This is a genomic window from Streptomyces sp. NPDC005070, assembly GCF_053600395.1.
This window is the reverse complement of sequence record NZ_JBSFZS010000066.1, coordinates 26,443-44,878: the sequence shown is the minus strand read 5'-3', so window position 1 is coordinate 44,878 and position 18,436 is coordinate 26,443. Positions and strand designations below refer to the sequence as shown.

20 protein-coding genes are annotated in these 18,436 nt (G+C 72.2%); 4 read left to right on the top strand and 16 right to left on the bottom strand.

The window, feature by feature from the left end; genetic code table 11:
- Positions 1-68 precede the first annotated feature (68 nt).
- From der to aroH, 5 genes are all read right to left on the bottom strand, one after another.
- The gene (gene der, locus ACWEBX_RS22540) at positions 69-1,547 is read right to left on the bottom strand and encodes a ribosome biogenesis GTPase Der (protein WP_451886617.1); all 1,479 of its coding nucleotides are present in this window, start codon (positions 1,545-1,547) and stop codon (positions 69-71) included.
- Between the two features lie 77 nt (positions 1,548-1,624).
- Positions 1,625-2,338, bottom strand: a complete 714-nt coding sequence (locus tag ACWEBX_RS22535; protein WP_451886616.1) for a lysophospholipid acyltransferase family protein — start codon at positions 2,336-2,338, stop codon at positions 1,625-1,627.
- Entirely contained in the window at positions 2,296-2,991 is a 696-nt protein-coding gene (gene cmk / locus ACWEBX_RS22530) for a (d)CMP kinase (RefSeq protein ID WP_451886615.1), read from the bottom strand. Before cmk ends, ACWEBX_RS22535 begins: the two co-directional genes overlap by 43 nt.
- 132 nt (positions 2,992-3,123) lie before the next feature.
- On the bottom strand, positions 3,124-4,209 hold the full coding sequence (locus ACWEBX_RS22525) for a prephenate dehydrogenase (protein WP_382789504.1): 1,086 nt from the start codon (positions 4,207-4,209) through the stop codon (positions 3,124-3,126).
- The gene (gene aroH / locus ACWEBX_RS22520) at positions 4,206-4,568 is read right to left on the bottom strand and encodes a chorismate mutase (protein WP_451886614.1); all 363 of its coding nucleotides are present in this window, start codon (positions 4,566-4,568) and stop codon (positions 4,206-4,208) included. Before aroH ends, ACWEBX_RS22525 begins: the two co-directional genes overlap by 4 nt.
- A gap of 263 nt (positions 4,569-4,831) precedes the next feature.
- Here aroH and ACWEBX_RS22515 point away from each other — a divergent pair, with 263 nt between their 5' ends.
- The 4 genes from ACWEBX_RS22515 (at position 4,832) to ACWEBX_RS22500 (ending at position 7,369) form a co-directional block, all read left to right on the top strand.
- The gene (locus ACWEBX_RS22515; RefSeq protein WP_451886613.1) at positions 4,832-5,515 is read left to right on the top strand and encodes a hypothetical protein; all 684 of its coding nucleotides are present in this window, start codon (positions 4,832-4,834) and stop codon (positions 5,513-5,515) included.
- Between the two features lie 25 nt (positions 5,516-5,540).
- Positions 5,541-6,125, top strand: a complete 585-nt coding sequence (locus tag ACWEBX_RS22510) for a DUF6529 family protein (RefSeq protein WP_451886612.1) — start codon at positions 5,541-5,543, stop codon at positions 6,123-6,125.
- Positions 6,122-6,532, top strand: a complete 411-nt coding sequence (locus tag ACWEBX_RS22505) for a Rieske (2Fe-2S) protein (RefSeq protein WP_451886611.1) — start codon at positions 6,122-6,124, stop codon at positions 6,530-6,532. The genes ACWEBX_RS22510 and ACWEBX_RS22505 overlap by 4 nt, the downstream gene beginning before the upstream one ends.
- Before the next feature lie 183 nt (positions 6,533-6,715).
- Positions 6,716-7,369, top strand: coding sequence for a nucleotidyltransferase domain-containing protein (locus ACWEBX_RS22500; protein WP_451886621.1), 654 nt, complete (start codon positions 6,716-6,718; stop codon positions 7,367-7,369).
- On the opposite strand, the gene ACWEBX_RS22495 is transcribed toward ACWEBX_RS22500, so the two are convergent.
- From ACWEBX_RS22495 to ACWEBX_RS22445, 11 genes are all read right to left on the bottom strand, one after another.
- Positions 7,337-8,155, bottom strand: a complete 819-nt coding sequence (locus ACWEBX_RS22495) for a nucleotidyltransferase domain-containing protein (protein ID WP_451886610.1) — start codon at positions 8,153-8,155, stop codon at positions 7,337-7,339. The two genes, ACWEBX_RS22500 and ACWEBX_RS22495, sit on opposite strands and share 33 nt — an antisense overlap.
- A 3-nt stretch (positions 8,156-8,158) precedes the next feature.
- The gene (locus tag ACWEBX_RS22490; protein WP_451886609.1) at positions 8,159-9,181 is read right to left on the bottom strand and encodes an ADP-ribosylglycohydrolase family protein; all 1,023 of its coding nucleotides are present in this window, start codon (positions 9,179-9,181) and stop codon (positions 8,159-8,161) included.
- Positions 9,182-9,192: 11 nt separating this feature from the next.
- The gene (locus ACWEBX_RS22485; RefSeq protein WP_451886608.1) at positions 9,193-9,936 is read right to left on the bottom strand and encodes an NUDIX hydrolase; all 744 of its coding nucleotides are present in this window, start codon (positions 9,934-9,936) and stop codon (positions 9,193-9,195) included.
- Positions 9,937-10,068: 132 nt separating this feature from the next.
- Entirely contained in the window at positions 10,069-11,544 is a 1,476-nt protein-coding gene (locus ACWEBX_RS22480; RefSeq protein ID WP_451886607.1) for a DHA2 family efflux MFS transporter permease subunit, read from the bottom strand.
- A gap of 20 nt (positions 11,545-11,564) precedes the next feature.
- A complete protein-coding gene (locus ACWEBX_RS22475) occupies positions 11,565-12,161 on the bottom strand; it encodes a TIGR03086 family metal-binding protein (protein ID WP_451886606.1) in 597 nt (198 codons plus the stop codon).
- Complete coding sequence (locus tag ACWEBX_RS22470; protein WP_451886605.1) at positions 12,158-13,126, bottom strand: sigma-70 family RNA polymerase sigma factor; 969 nt, start codon at positions 13,124-13,126, stop codon at positions 12,158-12,160. Before ACWEBX_RS22470 ends, ACWEBX_RS22475 begins: the two co-directional genes overlap by 4 nt.
- A gap of 192 nt (positions 13,127-13,318) precedes the next feature.
- Complete coding sequence (locus tag ACWEBX_RS22465; RefSeq protein WP_451886604.1) at positions 13,319-14,578, bottom strand: pseudouridine synthase; 1,260 nt, start codon at positions 14,576-14,578, stop codon at positions 13,319-13,321.
- Complete coding sequence (scpB, locus tag ACWEBX_RS22460; protein ID WP_451886603.1) at positions 14,578-15,234, bottom strand: SMC-Scp complex subunit ScpB; 657 nt, start codon at positions 15,232-15,234, stop codon at positions 14,578-14,580. Before scpB ends, ACWEBX_RS22465 begins: the two co-directional genes overlap by 1 nt.
- Positions 15,231-16,397, bottom strand: coding sequence for a segregation and condensation protein A (locus tag ACWEBX_RS22455; protein WP_451886602.1), 1,167 nt, complete (start codon positions 16,395-16,397; stop codon positions 15,231-15,233). The genes scpB and ACWEBX_RS22455 overlap by 4 nt, the downstream gene beginning before the upstream one ends.
- Before the next feature lie 18 nt (positions 16,398-16,415).
- Positions 16,416-16,994 carry a hypothetical protein gene (locus tag ACWEBX_RS22450; RefSeq protein WP_451886601.1) on the bottom strand — a complete coding sequence of 193 codons (579 nt, stop codon included), beginning with the start codon at positions 16,992-16,994 and terminating at the stop codon, positions 16,416-16,418.
- A complete protein-coding gene (locus ACWEBX_RS22445) occupies positions 16,979-18,106 on the bottom strand; it encodes a ParA family protein (protein WP_451886600.1) in 1,128 nt (375 codons plus the stop codon). Before ACWEBX_RS22445 ends, ACWEBX_RS22450 begins: the two co-directional genes overlap by 16 nt.
- Positions 18,107-18,436 lie beyond the last annotated feature (330 nt).

The following is an 18,436-nucleotide window of genomic DNA, read 5'->3' as shown; positions in this document are numbered from 1 at the left end:
CTTCATCGAGCACGGCTACCGCCGCTTCATCGAGCGCCGGCTGCGCGAGGAGTTCGGCTTCGCGGGCGTTACTTCTTCTTGTTCGCGCCGCGCTTCTCGCGCACCCGCACCGAGATGTGGATCGGCGTGCCCGCGAAGCCGAACTCCTCGCGCAGCCGGCGCTCGATGAAGCGGCGGTAGCCGTGCTCGATGAAGCCGGAGGAGAAGAGCACGAACCGCGGGGGCTTGGTGCCCGCCTGCGTGCCGAACAGGATGCGGGGCTGCTTGCCGCCGCGGACCGGGTGCGGGTGGGCGGCGACCAGCTCGCCGAGGAAGGCGTTCAGACGGCCGGTCGGGACGCGGGTCTCCCAGCCGTCCAGGGCCGTCTCGATCGCCGGGACGAGCTTCTCCATGTGCCGGCCCGTGCGGGCCGAGACGTTCACCCGGGGCGCCCAGGCCACCTGGGCGAGCTCGGTCTCGATCTCCCGCTCCAGGTAGTAGCGGCGCTCCTCGTCGAGGGTGTCCCACTTGTTGAAGGCGAGGACGACGGCGCGGCCGGCGTCGACGGCCATGGTGACGATGCGCTGGTCCTGCACCGAGATGGTCTCGGACGCGTCGATCAGGATGACCGCGACCTCGGCCTTCTCGACGGCGGCGGCGGTGCGCAGCGAGGCGTAGTAGTCGGCGCCCTGCTGGAGGTGGACCCGCTTGCGGATGCCGGCCGTGTCGACGAACTTCCAGGTGACGCCGCCGAGTTCGATGAGCTCGTCGACCGGGTCACGGGTGGTGCCCGCGACCTCGTTGACGACCACGCGGTCCTCGTTCGCCACCTTGTTCAGCAACGAGGACTTGCCGACGTTCGGGCGGCCGATGAGGGCGATGCGGCGGGGGCCGCCGACCGCGGTGCCGAAGGTCTGCGCCGGGGCCTCGGGCAGCGCCTCCAGGACGGCGTCGAGCATGTCGCCGGTGCCGCGGCCGTGCAGCGCGGAGACCGGGTGCGGCTCGCCGAGGCCGAGGGCCCAGAGGTACGAGGCGTCGGACTCGCCGCTCATGCCGTCGACCTTGTTGGCGCACAGGACGACGGGCTTGCCGGCCTTGCGGAGAAGGCGGACGACCGCCTCGTCGGTGTCGGTCGCGCCGACCTTGGCGTCGACGACGAAGACGACCGCGTCGGCGGCCTCGATCGCGTACTCGGCCTGGGCGGCGACGGACGCGTCGATGCCGAGGACGTCCTGCTCCCAGCCGCCGGTGTCGACGAGCTTGAAGCGGCGGCCCGCCCACTCGGCCTCGTAGGTGACGCGGTCGCGGGTGACGCCGGGCTTGTCCTCGACGACGGCCTCGCGGCGGCCGATGATGCGGTTCACCAGGGTCGACTTGCCGACGTTCGGGCGGCCGACGACGGCGAGGACGGGCAGCGGGCCGTGGCCCGCCTCCTCGATCGCGCCCTCGACGGCCTCGATGTCGAAGCCCTCTTCCGCGGCGAGCTCCATGAACTCCGCGTACTCGGCATCGCCAAGCGCCCCGTGATCGTGCTCTGCCGAGCCGTCGGGCTGGATGTGGTCGTTCATGAAGTCCGTACCTCGTCGTTCATTCGTGGTGATCGGTGGAGCACCCGTAAACCGGGTGATCCACTACTAAGTGTCGCCTAACGCCCGGCGGGGCGCCCGGCGTTTTCCCGGCGTCCGGTCAGATGTCTGGCGTTGTCCAGGTGGGCGCTGAGGTGCTTCTGGATGCGGCCGGTGGCCTCGTCCAGCGCCTGTCGCGTACGCCGGCCGCTGCCGTCGCCCGCTTCGAAGGGGTCGCCGAAGACGACGTCGACCCTGCTGCGCAGCGGGGGCAGCGCCTTGGTCAGCCGGCTGCTCCGCTCGGAGCTTCCGAGGACCGCGACGGGGATGATCGGGGCTCCGCTGCGTACCGCGAAGTACGCGAGCCCGGCCCGCAGCGAGGCGAAGTCGCCCTCGCCCCGGGTGCCCTCGGGGAAGATCCCGAGAACTCCGCCGGACGCCAGGACGCCGAGGGCGTCCGTGATGGCGGCACGGTCGGCGATCTCCCGGTCGACCTTGAGCTGGCCGATGCCCAGCAGGAACGGGTCGAGCGGGCCGATGAACGCTTCCTTCTTGATCAGGAAGTGCGTGGGCCTGGGCGCGACGCCCATGACCATCGGCCCGTCGATGTTGTGGGAGTGGTTCACGGCCAGGATCGCCGGGCCGGTCGCGGGGACCTTCCAGGCGCCGAGCACGCGCGGCTTCCACAGCCCGTACATCAGGCCGACGCCGATCCGGCGCCCGACCTCGGCGCGTCTCGCGGAGGGTGCGCTCACTCGGCGGCCCGCTTCTCCTCGACGAGGGTGACGACACACTCGATGACCTGCTGGAGCGTGAGGTCGGAGGTGTCCACCTCGACCGCGTCGTCCGCCTTGGCGAGGGGGGAGGTCTTGCGGCTGGAGTCGGCCGCGTCCCGCTTGACCAGCGCCTCACGGGTCGCGTGTATGTCCGCGCCCTTCAGCTCACCGCTGCGCCGGGCGGCACGCGCCTCCGGGGAGGCGGTGAGGAAGATCTTCAGGTCGGCGTCGGGGAGCACGGTGGTGCCGATGTCCCGACCCTCGACGACTATGCCGGCCGCCGCGGACCCGGCGAGGGTCCGCTGCAGCTCGGTGATGCGGGCACGCACCTCGGGCACCGCGCTGACCGCGCTGACCTTGGAGGTGACCTCCTGCGTACGGATCGGGCCGGCGACGTCGGTCCCGTCGACCGTGATCGTCGGCTCGGCCGGGTCGGTGCCGGAGACGATCTCCGGCTTGCCCGCGGCGGCGGCGATCGCGGAGGGGTCCGTGATGTCGATGTCGTTGCTGACCATCCACCACGTGATGGCGCGGTACTGGGCGCCCGTGTCCAGGTAGCTCAGACCGAGCTTCGCGGCCACGGCCTTCGAGGTGCTCGACTTGCCCGTGCCGGAGGGGCCGTCGATGGCGACAATCACAGCCGGAGCGGTACGGGCGGCGCCGTTGTCCACGGTGGGAACACCTTCCTGGTGCGGGGTGGAGGTCTCTGCGGGACGCGAGGGCGCCCCGCACAAGGTTACCGGCCCCGCGGACCCCGTATTACTGGCCCTTCCCGGCACCCCTCACCGGGAAGGGCGCCGGTCCTACTGGCGCAGCGCCCAGCCCCGCTCCCGCAGGGCCGCGGCGAGCACCGGCACGGCCTTCGGCTCCACCATGAGCTGCACCAGACCGGCCTGCTGACCGGTGGCGTGCTCGATGCGTACGTCCTCGATGTTGACGCCGGCCATTCCCGCGTCGGCGAAGATGCGGGCGAGCTGACCGGGCTGGTCGTCGATGAGGACGGCCACGACCTCGTAGACGCGCGGCGCGGAGCCGTGCTTGCCGGGAACGCGGACCTGGCCCGCGTTGCCGCGGCGCAGGACGTCCTCGATGCCGGAGGCTCCCTCGCGGCGCTTGGCCTCGTCGGAGGACTGCAGGGCGCGCAGGGCCTGGACGGTCTCGTCGAGGTCGGCGGAGACGTCCGCGAGGAGGTCCGCGACGGGGCCCGGGTTCGCGGAGAGGATGTCGATCCACATCCGGGGGTCGGAGGCCGCGATCCGGGTCACGTCGCGGATGCCCTGCCCGCAGAGCCGTACCGCCGTCTCCTCCGCGTGCTGCAGGCGCGCGGCGACCATGCTGGACACCAGGTGCGGCATGTGCGAGACGAGCGCCACGGCGCGGTCGTGGGCGTCCGCGTCCATGACGACGGGCACGGCACGGCAGTGCGAGACCAGTTCCAGGGCGAGGTTCAGGACCTCGGTGTCCGTGTCCCGGGTCGGGGTGAGCACCCAGGGCCGGCCCTCGAAGAGGTCGCCGCTCGCGGCCAGCGGGCCGGACTTCTCGCGGCCCGACATGGGATGGGTGCCGATGTACGGGGTGAGGTCGAGGCCGAGCGCCTCCAGCTCGCGGCGGGGGCCGCCCTTGACGCTGGCGACGTCGAGATAGCCGCGGGCGAGACCGCGGCTCATGGCGTCCGCGAGGGTCGCGGCGACGTGCGCGGGCGGTGCGGCGACGATCGCGAGGTCGACCGGTCCCTCGGGGGCCTCGTCCGTGCCGGCGCCGAGCGCGGCCGCCGTACGGGCCTGCTCCGGGTCGTGGTCGGCGAGGTGGACGACGACGCCGCGGGCGGCGAGCGCGAGGGCGGCGGACGTGCCGATCAGCCCGGTTCCGATGACGAGTGCGGTCCTCACTGGGCGATGTCCTTGCGCAGTGCGCCCGCGGCGCCGAGGTAGACGTGTACGACGTCGGCGCGCGGCCGGTCGGACTCGATGTGGGCGAGAACACGGACCACCCGGGGCATCGCGCCCTCGATGTCCAGTTCCTGCGCGCAGATCAGCGGGACGTCGACGATGCCGAGCTTGCGCGCCGCCGCGGCCGGGAAGTCGCTGTGCAGATCGGGGGTCGCGGTGAACCAGACGCTGATCAGGTCGTCCGTGGTGAGCGCGTTGCGCTCCAGGATGGCGGTGAGCAGTTCGCTGACCTGCTCGTCCATGTGTCCGGCCTCGTCCCGTTCCAGTTGGACGGCGCCCCGGACCGCTCGTACCGCCACGGTGATGCTCCTCGCTGATCTGTGTGCCTGTCGTGTCACACCAGCGTAGTCAGCCCCTCGCGCGCGGGTGCGCGGCGCCCGCCTGACGAGACGCGGGGCAGGGCGCCTTCGCGGCCCGCGCCGGTGGCCCGGCATTGCCGCTGTCACCCGAATCGCCCCATTCCGTCACCTCTGGCGAGAACGCGCCCGTGCGCCTCTGGACGCGGGCGCGCTCGTCCGCTCTCATGGCTCATGGCAGGCGGCCCGCGCCGGGGGAGGACCGGATGAAGCGACCAGGACCCCTTCTCACCCTTCTCGCGGGGCTCGTGCTCGGCGTGTTCCTGCTGACGCTCAACGCGACGACGGGGACGAAGAGCACTTCGAATCCGTACAAAGAGGCGTCGCCGGGTGTCTCGGTGTCGGCCACTGCGCCACCGGCCTCCGCCCCGGCGTCGCCGTCGCAGGCGCCGTCGTCGAGTCCGTCTCCGTCCCGCAGCGCCGTGCCCAACGCCGACTACGCGGGCCGCACCGACGACGACACCTCGGCGGTCGCGGTCTCCCTGCGGGGCGGCAAGGCGATCGCGTACTTCTGCGACGGGCACGACAAGGAGTCCTGGCTGAAGGGTGCTGTCGAGGACGACGGCACCATGAAGCTCACGGGCGGGAACGGCGACGAGCTGAACGGCACCCTCCAGGACGACAAGCTGATCCGCGGCACGGCCGACGTCGGCGGGCAGCGGTACGCGTTCACCGCCGACCGGGCCGTCAAGCCGTCCGGCCTGTACCGGGCGACGGCCACCGTGCGCGGCGCGAAGATCGACGGCGGCTGGATCGTGCTGCCCGGCGGACGGCAGGTCGGCGTCGTCGAGCGCGACGGCACGCCTTCGGCGGCGCCCGAGATCGACCCGGAGACCGGCGCCGTGACCATCGACGGCCAGAAGATCATCGCCCGTCCTGTCACCCCCTGACCTCCTCCTCCACAGGGAGCCGTTGATGACCGTGGACCCGAACGCCGCCACCCAGGGCTTCCCCTCCCCGCCGCCCGGCCACGGCAGCCCGAGCGCGGCCCGCTACCTCGTCCCGGCCCTGGTCGGCGCGGCCGTCGCGGTCGCCCTCGGCGTCTACGGCAAGGTCCACGACCCCGCGGGAACGGCGTTCAACCTCGCCGGATTCAGCAGCACGGGCGCCGTCAAGTCCTGGCTCGCGACGACGGCGTTCTTCTTCGCCCTCGTGCAGCTCGTGTCGGCGCTCATGCTGTACGGAAAGCTGCCGGGCCCGTCCTGGTCGGCGACGCTGCACCGGTGGTCGGGGCGCGTCGCGTTCCTGGTGGCGGTGCCGGTCGCGGTGCACTGTCTGTACGCGTTGGGCTATCAGACGTACAGCACGCGCGTCATGTGGCACTCGCTCCTGGGGTGCTTCTTCTTCGGTGCCTTCAGTGCCAAGATGCTGCTGCTCCGCTCGGAGCGCCTGCCCGGCTGGCTGCTGCCCGTCGTCGGCGGTCTCGTCTTCGCCGTGCTCACCGCGCTCTGGCTGACGTCCGCCTTCTGGTTCTTCCGTACGTTCGGAGTGACGACATGACCCACCGCTCGACACGGCGCACGGTGATCCTCACCACGGGAGCGTCCGCGCTGCTCGCGGCGTGCAGTCAGTACGGCGACGACAACAGCTCCTCGAACGCGTCACCGAAGGCGTCCAGTGGGCAGCAGCTCGCCGCGACCGGCGACATCCCGGTCGGCGGAGGCACCGTCTTCAAGGACCAGAAGGTCGTGGTCACCCAGCCGGCGAAGGGTGACTTCAAGGCCTTCTCGGCGGTCTGCACCCACCAGGGGTGCCTGGTGGACAAGGTGGCGGACGGAACGATCGACTGCCCGTGCCACGGCAGCAAGTTCAGTGTCGAGGACGGGGCGGTGAAGGCCGGTCCCGCGCCGCGTCCGCTGCCCGCGGAGAAGATCACGGTGCAGGGAAACTCGATCAAGCTGGCGTGAGCGGGCCCGTACGCTCCTGGCATGCGCTCCGAGCCCCCCGTACCCCAGGCAGCCCCGACGCGGCCGGTTTCCCCGGCACCGGTGGTGCCGCCCGTGCCGTCCTCGCCGTCCGACGCGCCCGCGCCGGCGGTCCCGGCGGCCGGGCTCTCGCTGGTGCGTGACCACACGGTCTACTCCTGTGTGATGGGCTCACGCGCCTTCGGGCTGGCCACGGACGACAGCGACACGGACCTCCGGGGCGTCTTCCTCGCCCCCACCGCGCTGTTCTGGCGCTTCGAGAAACCGCCGACGCATGTCGAGGGCCCGGCGCCGGAACAGTTCAGCTGGGAGCTGGAGCGGTTCTGCGCGCTCGCGCTGCGCGCCAACCCGAACATCCTGGAGTGCCTGCACTCCCCGCTCATCGAGTACGTGGACGACTCGGGCCGCGAACTCCTCGCCCTGCGGCAGGCCTTCCTCTCCCGTCAGGCGCACGAGACGTTCGCCCGTTACGCCGTGGGCCAGCGCAAGAAGCTGGAGGCCGACGTCCGCACGCACGGCGCCCCGCGCTGGAAGCACGCCATGCATCTGCTGCGCCTGCTGACGAGCTCGCGCGACCTGCTGCGCACCGGGTCCCTGACGATCGGCGTCGGGGAGCAGCGCGAGCCGCTGCTCGCGGTGAAGCGGGGCGAGGTGTCCTGGGGCGAGGTCGAGCGCTGGATGCTCCGGCTGGCGGCGGAGGCCGACGAGGCGGCCGTCCGCAGCCCGCTCCCGCCCGAGCCGGACCACGCGCGCGTGGAGGACTTCCTGATCCGGACCCGCCGGGCCTCAGCGCTCCGGGACGCCGCCGGACACCGTTAGTCCTCCCGGGACCACGTCCTGGCCTCCCCCGAAACCGTCCAGGCGGACCCTGACGGCGAAGGCGTGCAGCGCGTCGTACGCGGAGGCGGCGTCCGGCAGTTCGGAGGCCTCCTGTGCCTCGTCGAGCAGGACGTGCAGCCTCTCCACGTCCTCCTCGACCCGGGCGCGCGGGATGTCCGCGGGCCCGTGCTCGCGCTCCGCCTTCGCGGCGATCAGGTCCGGGAGATACGCGGGTGAGGCGATCTGCCCGGCCAGCGTGGGCAGATCGGCCTGCACCTCGCCGCTGCGCATGAGGTGGACGCCGGTGAGCAGCACACGGAACGTGTAGAGCAGCGGCTTGAGTTCGCCGCTCTTCTCGAAGAGCCGCCACTGCGTGGCCGCGAACCCGCGGTAGTGGTGGGCGTGGTGGCGGGTGAGGACCCCGGGGGCGAGCGCGATCAGCTCACGGTGTTCCTCGCTCGTGCGCACGACCAGTGGCGACAGGAGCTGCTCCAGCACATAGCCGTTGCGCCGCAGCATGAGGCGTACGAACTTGCGCAGGTCGTGGGTGACCAGGTCCATCTCGGTCCCGTCCCGGAACCACATGCGCGACCTGGTCTCCTCCGGCTCGCCCAGCCCGACGAGGGCGGCCGTGGGCAGCAGGTGGACGCCGCGCAGGTCGACGTCGGAGTCGCGGGAGGGGAAGCCGTACAGGTGCGCCCCGGAGACGGTGGCGAAGAGGACGGGGTCGGGCTGTTCGCCCACCACGCTCGCGAGGTCGGCGCCGGGACCGAGGACGTCTGTCATGGCTCAAGCATCCCAGAGCGCCCCCAGGGACATGAGGTCGCTGTGGTACTCGATGCGGTCGGCCCAGGCGGTCGGCCAGGCCTCGGAGCCGTGGTGGGCTCCCGCGAACGCCCCGGTCAGGCAGGCGATGGAGTCGGAGTCGCCCGAGGTGCAGGCGGCCCGGCGCAGCGCGGTGACGGGTTCGTCGACGAACATCAGGAAGCACAGCAGGCCGGTGGCGAACGCCTCCTCGGCGATCCAGCCCTCACCGGTGGCCAGGCAGGGGTCGTCCTCGGGCGACGCGGTGCGCAGGGCCTGACGGAGGGTGCCCAGGACGGCGATGCACTCGTCCCAGCCGCGGGAGATGTACGCCTCGGGTGTGGCGTCGTGGCAGAAGGTCCACAGGTCGCCGAGCCAGCGCGAGTGGTAGCGGTAGCGGTTCTCGTGCGCGTACGAGAGCAGCAGGCCGATCAGTTCCGCGGGCTCGGCTCCCTGGGAGAGCAGCCGGACGGTGTGCGCGGTGAGGTCCGAGGCGGCGAGCGCTGTGGGGTGGCCGTGGGTGAGGGCGGCCTGGAACTGGGCGGCGCCCGCGCGCTGTTCGTCGCTGAGGCCGCGGACGAGCCCGACGGGCGCCACGCGCATGTTGGCGCCGCAGCCCTTGGAGCCGGCCTGGCTGGCCTCCTGCCAGCGGCGCTTCTCGTCCTTGAGGAGGTCGCAGGCGACCAGGCAGGTCCGGCCGGGGGCGCGGTTGTTCTCGGGCGACTGGTACCAGTTCACGAACTCCTCGCGCACCGGCCGTTCCATGCGCAGCGGGTCGAGCAGGCCGCGGTCCATGGCGGTGCGCAGTCCGTGGGCCAGCGCCAGGGTCATCTGGGTGTCGTCGGTGACGATCGCGGGCCGGGGCAGCGCCATCTGCCGCCAGGGGCCGAACTTGTCGAGGATCGCGGGCACGGTGTTGAACTCGGTGGGGAACCCGAGCGCGTCTCCGAGGGCCAGGCCGATGAGCGAACCGGTGGCGGCGCGTTTGGTCAGGGTCGTGCTGGTCATCGGGGCCGTCCTTACGAGGTGGGACGCAGCAGTGGTGGATGCAGAACCTTGGCGCCACCCGCGCGGTAGAGGGCGGCGGGTTTGCCGCGGCCGCCGGTGAGGCGTGCGGCACCGGGGACCTGTTCGACGAATCCGGGCGTGGCGAGGACCTTGCGCCGGAAGTTGGGGCGGTCGAGCGCGGTGCCCCACACCGTCTCGTAGACGTGCTGCAGCTCCCCGAGGGTGAACTCGGGCGGGCAGAAGGACGTGGCGAGGCAGGAGTACTCGAGCTTGGCGCCGACGCGTTCATGGGCGTCGGCGAGGATCCGGTCGTGGTCGAAGGCGAGCGGGCCGAGCGCGTCGAACGGCCGCCACTCGGCCCGTGCCGCGTCGCCGCCGCCGCGCGGTTCGGGCGGGTCGGGGAGCAGGGCGGCGAACGCGACGGAGACGACCCTCATGCGGGGGTCGCGGTCGGGTTCGGTGTAGGTGCGCAACTGCTCCAGGTGCAGTCCCGAGAGGTCCGACAGGCCGGTCTCCTCGGCGAGTTCACGCCGTGCCGCCGCCTCGGCGGACTCGCGGGGCAGCACGAAGCCGCCGGGCAGAGCCCAGCGGCCCGCGTACGGTTCCTGGCCCCGTTCGATCAGCAGTACCTGAAGTGCGCCCGCGCGCACGGTCAGGACGGCCAGGTCGACGGTGACGGCGAAGGGCTCGAAGGCGTGTTTGTCATAGCCCTCGGGTGCCGCGCCCCCCGGCGCGCGGCCCTTGCCCGTCTCCACTCCCGCGCCCCCCGGTTTTCATGGTGACCCTTTATGGTCACCCTGACCATGGTCAACTCGACTATAAAGGGAGCGCGGGGCGTCAACAAGGCTTTCGACCGGGGGAAGTTGTGGTCCCCAGGGCAGGCGATGTCACCGGACCCGGCCGCGCGACTCCTCCGGCCGCCGGACCCCGGCCCGGGGCGCATCCGGCCGGCGCGCCGGAGCGTGAGCCGGGGCCAGGGCGGCCACCAGTGCTCCGGCGGCCGCGACTCCCGCCGAGACCCACAGCGCCGGACCGCATCCGTCGACGAAGTCACGCGCCGAGCCGTAGCCCCCGAAGTGCGTGAACACGGCCGCCGCGGCGGCGATCCCGAAGACTCCGCCCAGTTCGCGCAGCGCGTTGTTGACGCCGGCCGCGACACCCGCGTCGGCGGGCGGCACCGCGGACGTCACGGCGTTCGCGACGGTGGGGAAGACCATGGAGATGCCGACGCCCGCGACGATCAGGGGCAGCACCAGCCGTCCGTAGGCGACACCGGGCTGCACCTGCCAGGCCAGCAGGCCGAGTCCGGCCGCCTGGAGAACGAGTCCGCCGAACATGAAGGGACGGTTCCCGAACCGGTCGGCGAGCGCGCCCGCGAGCGGTGCCACGAGCAGGGGCATGCCGGTCCACACCAGGATGCGGACGCCGGCCTGGAGGGGCGAGTTCCCGAGGCCGAGCTGGAACAACTGCGAGATCATGAACAGGGAGCCGAGCAGCGACATGAACGTCAGGAAGACGGCGCCGTTGGCGGTCGAGAAGGCGCGCCTGCGGAAGTAGCCGAGGGGCAGCATCGGGTAGCGCGCCCCCGACCGCTCCCAGCCGAGGAAGGCCGCCACGAAGACGACGCCGACGGCCAGCGCGCCCAGCACCTCAACACTCCCCCAGCCCGCCTGCGGGGCCCGTACCGGCGCCCAGGCCAGGCCGGTCAGCCCGACGGCGGCCAACAGCAGTCCCACGACGTCGAGTTGCGGACGCGGGCCATGGCTCTCCCGCAGTCTCAGCGCGGCGAGCGGCAGCATCGCGAGCCCGGTCGGCACATTCAGCCAGAAGATCCACTGCCAGGACAGGCCCTCGGTGACCGCGCCGCCGAGCACGGGTCCGGCCGCGACACCGAGGCCGGTCACCCCGCCCCAGACCCCGATGGCCACGCCCCGCTTCTCGGCCGGGAACGCCTCGCTGATCAGGGTCAGGGTGAGCGGCAGCAGGACCGCGGCACCGGCGCCCTGGAGCACCCGCGCGGCGATGAGCTGGCCCGGCCCCGGGGCCAGCGCGGCGAGGGCCGAGGCCAGGGTGAAGACGGCGAGCCCGACGACGTACATGCGCCGCCGCCCGAACCGGTCGCCGAGCGCGGCACCGGTCAGGGTGAGGCAGGCGAAGACGAGGTTGTACGCGTTGATCGTCCACTCCAGGTCGGACAGGCTCGCCCCGAAGTCGGCCCGCAGGGCCGGCAGCGCGGTGGCCACGACGACCACGTCGAGGGAGCAGAGCAACGCCCCGAGTCCGGCCAGGATCACGGTCCACGCACGGCGTGCGGGCGGGGCCGACGGCTGCTGGACGGGGGCGCGCGCGGTGGTGTGGGTCATGACGGTTCCTTCCGTGAGGATCACTCACGGAAGACGGACCCGGGGCGGGGCGAAAAGGAATCGCGCGTGGGGTGCCGGCCGAGGAACGCGAGGAGCCGGTCGCCGGGCGGGGTCCCCGGCGGGGCGTCGACGGGGCCGGCGAAGCGCACGCCCCGGTCGGCGTCGGTGACCACGAGGTGCGCGAGCGGGAGCAGTTCCAGGGCCAGTGCGGACGGGATCGGCCGCGCCCGCCCGCAGGCCCGCGCGACGTCCCAGCCGTGCACAGCGATCTCCAGGGCGCCGACGGCCACCAGCAGCCCGGCGCCCAGGGACCGGTCCCCCACCGCCGGGTCCGGGGGTGGCGCCCCGGACACCGCGGCGCAGACGCCGAGGAGGGCGCCCGCCCGCTCGCGGAAGGCACAGACCGGATCGGCGGCGGGGCGGGCCGGGCACAGCCCGACCCGCCCGTCCGCGACGCCTTCGTAGAGGGCTTCGACCGAGTCGTCGAGGTGGTGGAGCAGCTCCCCCAGATCCCACTCGGCGCACGGCGTCGGCCGCCGCAGGCCCGCGCGCGGCACGGCGGCGACACCGACGCTCGCGTACGCCAGCGAGCGCTCCAGGAGCTCTCCGGGATTCACGGGAGGATCCCGGGGAGCCCGAAGGAGCCGAACAGTCCCGGGTCCAGGAAGACGGTGAGCCGTGCGACACCGCCCGCCTCGACCGTGAGCACCTGCACGGAGTGCGCCCGGAGCACCCCGTCGGCGCCGCGCTCGTAGGCCGCCACCGCGGGCTGCCCGTTGGCCCCGACCGGCAGCATGCGGATCCACCCCGCCGCGCGCCCGGAGAGCACCCGTACACGCAGGAACCGCAGGACGTCCTTCCGGCCGCTGAACCACTCCAGGTGGGGCGGCATCTCCAGCTCGACCCCGTCGCGCAGCAGCGTCAGGAGCGACTCCATGTCGGCGTTCTCGAAGGCCGACATGTAGCGGTCGAGGAGTTCGCGGTCGTCGGGACCGTCGGGCTCGACCACCAGGTCCTCCTCCGGCGCGACCTCGCCGAGCCGGGCACGCGCGCGCTGGAGGCTGCTCTTGACCGCCGCGGTCGACGTGTCGAGCAGGGCGGCGACCTCCGAGGCCCGCCAAGCCAGCACGTCCCGCAGGATCAGCACCGCCCGCTGCCGCGCGGGCAGATTCTGCAGCGCGGCGACCAGGGCGAGCCGCAGGCTTCCGCGCGCCGCCACGACCGTCGCCGGATCGACGAGCCTGTCGGGCAGCGGCTGGAGCCAGGGGATGTCCGTCGCGGGGCCCCGCAGCGGCTCCTCGGGCGCGTCTCCCGGACCGCCGAGCCCGGTGGGCAGGGGACGGCGCCCCCGCCCCTCCAGGGCCGTCAGGCACGTGTTGGTGGCGATCCGGTAGAGCCAGGTGCGCAGGGAGGCCCGGCCCTCGTACCCCTCGTAGGACCGCCAGGCCCGCAGGTACGTCTCCTGGACGAGGTCCTCGGCGTCGTCGACCGAACCGAGCATGCGGTAGCAGTGGGCGAGCAGCTCCCGCCGGTACGGGTCGGTCAGCCGGACGAATGCGTCGCGGTCCGTCGTCGCGGTCATCGCCGCTCCCTTCGTTCGCACGGGGGCATGCCAGGGCACACCGGTGGTTCGTTCACAGGTGCAGACCGTCGGGGAGACGAAAACGAATCGGCCGGCCCCGGAGAAGTTCCGGGACCGGCCGTCGCGGGCGCGGTGGATGTCCGCGGGCCGCCGGAGCCACAGGGGCTCCGGGGCCTCAGGGGGCCGGCTGGATCAGAGACCGACCTCGGCCATGAGCATGCCGACCTCGGTGTTCGACAGGCGGCGCAGCCAGCCCGACTTCTGGTCGCCCAGGGTGATCGGGCCGAAGGACACGCGCACCAGCTTGTCGACCGGGAAGCCGGCCTCGGCGAGCATACGGCGCACGATGTGCTTGCGGCCCTCGTGCAGGGTCACCTCGACGAGGTAGTTCTTGCCGGTCTGCTCGACGACGCGGAAGTGGTCCGCCTTCGCGTACCCGTCCTCGAGCTGGATGCCGTCCTTGAGGCGCTTGCCCAGGTCGCGCGGGATCGGGCCCACGATGTGCGCGAGGTAGACCTTCTTCACGCCGTACTTGGGGTGGGTCAGCCGGTGCGCCAGCTCGCCGTGGTTGGTGAGCAGGATGACACCCTCGGTCTCGGTGTCGAGCCGGCCCACGTGGAAGAGCCGCGTCTCGCGGTTCGTCACGTAGTCGCCGAGGCACTGACGGCCCTCGTTGTCCTCCATCGTGGAGACGACACCGGCGGGCTTGTTCAGCGAGAAGAACTGGTACGACTGCGTCGCGACCGTCAGGCCGTCGACCTTGATCTCGTCCTTCTCCGGGTCGACGCGCAGACCCTGCTCCAGGACGATCTCGCCGTTGACCTCGACCCTGGCCTGGTCGACCAGCTCCTCGCAGGCGCGCCGGGAGCCGTAGCCCGCTCGCGCGAGGATCTTCTGGAGGCGCTCGCCCTCCTCCTCGGCACCCGGGAAGGTCTTGGGCAGCTTGATCTCGGGCTTGCCCGCGTACCGGTCGCGGTTGCGCTCCTCGGTCCGCGTCTCGTACTCACGGGAGCGCGAGGGCTCCGTGCGTCCGCCGCGCTGCTGGCCCTGCTTGGGCCCGCCCTTGGCACCACCGCGCGCCGAGGCGCCGCGCCCGGACTTCGGGCCTTCGTGCGTGCCCCCGGGGCCTACGTCGTAACGGCGCTCCTCGGGACGGGGCTTGCTGGGACGCTTCGGCTGGTCGTCGGCGCGATCCGCCGCCGAGCTCCTCGGCTGGAAGCCGCCGCCGCCCGAACCCCGGGAACCACCGCCGGCTCCGCGCGAGCCACCGCCCCCACCGCTCCCACGGGGCGCGCCGCCTCCACGCGAGCCACCGCCCCCGCCGGCTCCGCGCGAGCCACCGCCCCCGCGAGGCGCGCCGCCTCCACGCGAACCGCCGCTCCCGCCGGTTCCGCGCGAGTTGCCGCTCCCGCTGTTCCTGCCACTGCCACTGCCACTGCCACTGCTTCGCATCAAAGTTCCGTCGTCGTCGTGTCGTCTTCGTCTGCATCCGGTGCGTCCGGATCGAACGACGGGACCCCTTCCAGCGTCTCTGCTTCGATCGCGTCCGCCTCGGGGAGGAAGGGCGCGAGCTCCGGGAGCTCGTCCAGACCGCGCAGGCCCATTCGCTCCAGGAAGTAGTTCGTCGTCGTGTACAGGATCGCACCTGTTTCGGGTTCCGTGCCCGCCTCCTCGACCAGACCGCGCTGGAGGAGGGTCCGCATCACACCGTCACAGTTGACTCCGCGGACCGCGGAGACCCGGGACCGGCTCACCGGCTGGCGGTACGCGACGACGGCCAGAGTCTCCAGAGCCGCCTGGGTGAGCCGGGCCTGCTGGCCGTCCAGGACGAAGCGTTCGACGGCGCTCGCGTAGGCGGGACGCGAGTAGAAGCGCCAGCCGCCCGCGATCAGCCTGAGCTCGAATCCGCGGCCCTGGACGGTGTATTCGTCGGCCAGCGCGCGCAGCGCGTCCGCGACCTGCCGCCGGGGCCGCTCCAGGATCTTGGCGAGGTGTTCCTCGGTGGCCGGCTCGTCCACGACCATCAGGACGGCCTCCAGGGCGGCCCCGAGATCGAGGTCGGCGACGGTGGGCGGCCCCGCGGGGGTGCCGGTGGTCTCCTCGCTCACGCCTTCTCCTTCTTGGCCCCGCGCCCTGCCTCGTCGTCCGCCGTTTCCGCCGGCCGGTCGAACTCGTCGGTCACCCGCGGCGCCTCTTCGCCCTCCCCGCCCGTCCAGCGCACCATGAGGTCCCCGAGGGCCTCCTCCTGGTCCAGGGCGACGGCCTTCTCCCGGTAGAGCTCCAGCAGGGCCAGGAAGCGGGCGACCACGGTGAGGGTGTCGTCGGTGTCCTCGACGAGCGAGCGGAAACTGGCCTCACCGAGTTCCCTCAGCCGTGCCATCACGATCCCGGCCTGTTCCTGCACGCTGACGAGCGGCGCGTGGATGTGGTCGACGTACACCTGGGGCTTGGGCTTGGGCTGCATCGCCTTGACGGCGAGCTTCGCGAAGCCCTCGGGCCCGATGCTGATGACGACCTCGGGCAGCAGCTCGGCGTACCGCGCCTCCAGGCCGACGGTACGGGGGTAGCGGCGGGCCTCCTCCGCCAGGCGCGTGTTGAAGATCTCCGCGATCTGTTTGTACGCGCGGTACTGCAGCAGCCGCGCGAACAGCAGGTCACGTGCCTCCAGCAGGGCCAGGTCGGCCTCGTCCTCGACCTGGGCGGCCGGCAGCAGCCGGGCCGCCTTCAGGTCGAGGAGGGTCGCCGCGACGACGAGGAACTCGGTCGTCTGGTCGAGGTCCCAGTCCGGGCCCATCGCGCGGATGTGCGCCATGAACTCGTCGGTGACCTTGGACAGCGCCACTTCGGTGACATCGAGCTTGTGCTTGGAGATGAGCTGGAGCAGCAGATCGAAGGGCCCCTCGAAATTCGAGAGGCGCACCTTGAAGACCCCGTCCCCGGGGACGGCGGAGGCGGCGCCGGATCCCTCTACGGGCGACGCGGAGGGCTCGGCGGGGGCTCCAGGCGTCCCGGCGGGCTCGGCCGCGGTCCCTGGCCCGGCCGGCCCCCCGGCGCCCTCACGGGGCGCCTGGGAGGGCTCACGGGGGCTCGTCAAGGGTTCGGCCGGTGGTCCGGACGACGGTTCGACGGGCGGGGCGGTCGCGGGTTCGGCCGGCGGGCCGGACGGCTCGGGGGGTGCCTCGACCGGTCCTGGCGCGGGGCCGGGACCACGCCCCAGTGCACGCCGACGGCCGCCGGGGGCGGCTGACGAAGGCGGGACGTTCGAGGTCATAGCCGTCGAAGGCTACCTCTACCGCCCGCGCAGGCGCCGTACGAGAATGCTCGCGTCCCCGCGGGACTCCAGGTCCGCCAGGACCACGGCGACCGCCTCGCGGACGATCCGCCCGCGGTCCACGGCGAGACCGTGTTCACCGCGGAGCACCAGGCGCGCGTGCTCGAGGTCCATCAGCTCCTCGGCGGACACGTACACCGTGATCTTCTCGTCGTGCCGCTCCCGCCCGGTGGGCCTGCGGTTCGCGCCGCGCCCCCGCTTGCGGGACGACTGCACGGACGTGGAGGAGGAGGCAGAACCTTCCTGCGCCGGCCTGCCGCGCCCCGAACGGTCCGGGGCGCCGCCCCGGCTGCGCGACTCCCCCGCGTCGGACGGCTCGGCGCCGGCGGCGACATGTTCGTCGCCCTCGCCGTCACCGCCCTGGACGGGCACCGACTGGGGCGCGTCCTCCCCCGCCGCCGCGTCGCTCTCGCCGGCCGGAGCCGGCACCCGGACCTCGCCGTTGGACCGGCGAGTGGGGGTGGATGACTGGAGCGCCATGCCCCCGGTGGTACGGAACAGTTCGTCGGCCCCCGGCAGACTCACTCGGCGTGACACCGGGCGAGCACCTCCCTGGCGAGCTGGCGATAGGCGGCGGCACCGACGGAGTTGGAGGCGTACGTGGTGATCGGCTCACCGGCGACCGTGGTCTCCGGGAAGCGGACGGTCCGGCCGATCACGGTGTGGTAGACGTGCTCGTCGAAGGCCTCGACCACGCGCGCGAGCACCTCACGGCTGTGCACCGTGCGGGAGTCGTACATCGTGGCGAGGATGCCGTCGAGCTCCAGCTCGGGGTTGAGCCGTTCCTGGACCTTCTCGATCGTCTCGGTGAGCAGCGCGACACCGCGCAGCGCGAAGAACTCGCACTCCAGCGGCACGATCACCTTGTGGGCCGCCGTCAGCGCGTTCACAGTGAGCAGGCCCAGCGAGGGCTGGCAGTCGATCACGATGTAGTCGTAGTCGGCCAACAACGGCTTCAGGGCGCGCTGCAGCGTGGACTCGCGCGCGACCTCGCTCACGAGCTGTACCTCTGCGGCGGACAGGTCGATGTTGCTGGGCAGCAGGTCCATGTTCGGGACCGCCGTCTTCAGGAGCACCTCGTCGGCCGCCATGCCCCGCTCCATGAGCAGGTTGTAGACGGTGAGGTCGAGCTCCATCGGGTTGACGCCGAGTCCCACGGACAGCGCGCCCTGCGGGTCGAAGTCGACGAGCAGCACCCGGCGTCCGTACTCCGCGAGCGCGGCACCCAGGTTGATGGTCGACGTGGTCTTGCCCACGCCGCCCTTCTGGTTGCACATCGCGATGATCGTCGCGGGGCCGTGACTGGTCAGCGGACCCGGGATCGGGAAGTAGGGCAGCGGGCGCCCTGTCGGGCCGATGCGCTCACGGCGCTGACGGGCCGCGTCGGGCGCGAGCGTCGCCGCGTACTCCGGATCGGGCTCGTACTCGGCGTCGGGGTCGTAGAAGTGCCCCTCGGGCAGTTCGTCGTAGTCGGCGAAGTGGGTGTGGTTCTCGCCACTTCCGTTGCCGGCCATGGCGTTCACGTGATGGCCATCCATGCTCGGGTGTGCTGTCCGGGTCATCCGGGGACTCTGGTGGGCTGCGAAGGTGCGGACAGCGACGGAGCCGACAGCCTCGAGCCCCGTGGGGCTCTGGCCCCGCGCCGGCATTCCTGGTTGACCACCCCCGGGAGTAAATGTCGACTCATTCACAAGTCGTCTTACCTCCTTGGTGACCAGGGAACTTCTCGATAGGTCAGCGTGGCACCATGCCGACGATTGGCGACTCTATGGCGTGTCACCGCTCCGCAGCAACACAATCCGCCGGACCCGACCCGATGTGTCGGCAACCGAACACCCCTCTGTCAAGGGCGTAAGGCCGTCGCACGGCAGGTTTCACCGGTGTGTGAATCGGTTGAAGAGTTACGTTCGTGCCGAGTTGAACGAGTGTCGCAAAGTGAGCCGACACACACCCGGCCGGACCTTGTCGTGCAAGGTCCG

Bases quoted from the DNA above. Each gene is read 5' to 3' on its own strand.
- ACWEBX_RS22515 (WP_451886613.1), top strand. From the start codon at position 4,832: ATGAAGCGACCAGGACCCCTTCTCACCCTTCTCGCGGGGCTCGTGCTC.
- ACWEBX_RS22510 (WP_451886612.1), top strand. From the start codon at position 5,541: ATGACCGTGGACCCGAACGCCGCCACCCAGGGCTTCCCCTCCCCGCCG.
- ACWEBX_RS22445 (WP_451886600.1), bottom strand. From the start codon at position 18,106: ATGCCGGCGCGGGGCCAGAGCCCCACGGGGCTCGAGGCTGTCGGCTCC.
- ACWEBX_RS22500 (WP_451886621.1), top strand. From the start codon at position 6,716: ATGGGCTCACGCGCCTTCGGGCTGGCCACGGACGACAGCGACACGGAC.
- ACWEBX_RS22490 (WP_451886609.1), bottom strand. From the start codon at position 9,181: ATGACCAGCACGACCCTGACCAAACGCGCCGCCACCGGTTCGCTCATC.
- ACWEBX_RS22465 (WP_451886604.1), bottom strand. From the start codon at position 14,578: ATGCGAAGCAGTGGCAGTGGCAGTGGCAGTGGCAGGAACAGCGGGAGC.
- ACWEBX_RS22455 (WP_451886602.1), bottom strand. From the start codon at position 16,397: ATGACCTCGAACGTCCCGCCTTCGTCAGCCGCCCCCGGCGGCCGTCGG.
- der (WP_451886617.1), bottom strand. From the start codon at position 1,547: ATGAACGACCACATCCAGCCCGACGGCTCGGCAGAGCACGATCACGGG.
- ACWEBX_RS22480 (WP_451886607.1), bottom strand. From the start codon at position 11,544: ATGACCCACACCACCGCGCGCGCCCCCGTCCAGCAGCCGTCGGCCCCG.
- ACWEBX_RS22505 (WP_451886611.1), top strand. From the start codon at position 6,122: ATGACCCACCGCTCGACACGGCGCACGGTGATCCTCACCACGGGAGCG.
- ACWEBX_RS22470 (WP_451886605.1), bottom strand. From the start codon at position 13,126: ATGACCGCGACGACGGACCGCGACGCATTCGTCCGGCTGACCGACCCG.
- ACWEBX_RS22495 (WP_451886610.1), bottom strand. From the start codon at position 8,155: ATGACAGACGTCCTCGGTCCCGGCGCCGACCTCGCGAGCGTGGTGGGC.